This window comes from Mesorhizobium sp. M4A.F.Ca.ET.050.02.1.1, assembly GCF_003997725.1.
GTDB lineage: Bacteria > Pseudomonadota > Alphaproteobacteria > Rhizobiales > Rhizobiaceae > Mesorhizobium.
In genome coordinates this window covers 1-976 of the sequence record NZ_RZSG01001269.1, presented here as the reverse complement: position 1 = coordinate 976, position 976 = coordinate 1, and the positions used below count along the sequence as shown (strand labels likewise).

The following is a 976-nucleotide window of genomic DNA, read 5'->3' as shown; positions in this document are numbered from 1 at the left end:
GCAAGGAGCCGGACCACCAGCTCGGCGCCGCGATTGCGGCCGAAGCGTTCCGGCGCGGGCTGAGCATGAATATCGTCAAGCTTCCCGGGATGGGCGGCGTCTTCCGCATCGCCCCGCCGCTGACCATCTCCGAACAGGAACTGGATCTCGGCCTGCGGATCATTGCGGAGTCGATCGAAGCGTCGCTCGCCGCGAGTGCACCCGGCATCGCTGCGGAGTAAGGCTGGCGGCCAGGAGGCCGCTCAGACCACGATGGTTTTCAGGCGCTCTGCAATCAGCGTGGCGAGCCGCGCCGCCACCTCGTCCTTGCTCAGTTCCGGCCATTCCTCGACGCCGGTCTTGGAGACGATGCGCACCTTGTTGCGGTCGCCGCCCATGACGCCGGTGGGGCCGACACCGCTTTCATGCGAGACATCGTTGGCGACGATGAAATCGGCGCCTTTCTTCTTCAGCTTGGCCTCGGCATTGCGGATCAGATCCTGTGTCTCGGCGGCAAAACCGACGACCAGCCCGGGGCGTTTCTGATGATGGCCGACGCCGGCCAGAATGTCTGGGTTTTCGACCATCTGCAGCGCCGGCGGCCCCTCGCCCGCCACCTTCTTGATTTTCTCGCCGGCCGAATTGGCGGTGCGCCAGTCGGCGACGGCGGCGACGAACACCGCCGCATCCGCCGGCAAAAGGCTTTCGACTGCGCCCTTCATCTCGGCGGCGGTCTGGACATGGGTAGTGATGACGCCGGCCGGATCGGCGATGGTGACCGGACCGGAGACCAGCCGCACATCGGCGCCGAGCTTCGCCAACGCCGCCGCGATCGCATGGCCCTGCTTGCCGGACGAGCGGTTGGCGATATAGCGCACCGGATCGATCGGCTCATGCGTCGGCCCCGACGTGACGATGATCCTGCGGCCGGCCAGCGGCTTCGGCCTGCTGTCGAGCATCGCCTCGATGGCCGCCACGATCTCCAGCGGTTCGGCCT

1 protein-coding gene and 1 pseudogene are annotated in these 976 nt (G+C 67.0%); one reads left to right on the top strand and one right to left on the bottom strand.

What is annotated here, in order from left to right; genetic code table 11:
• Positions 1 to 221: pseudogene (locus tag EOA33_RS36865) on the top strand (aspartate aminotransferase family protein); the annotation flags it as partial.
• A 21-nt stretch (positions 222 to 242) separates the two neighbouring features.
• Here the strand turns inward: EOA33_RS36865 and EOA33_RS36860 are convergent.
• The coding region (locus EOA33_RS36860; protein WP_281033603.1) for a phosphopantothenoylcysteine decarboxylase at positions 243 to 976 on the bottom strand (734 nt) is incomplete at its 5' end.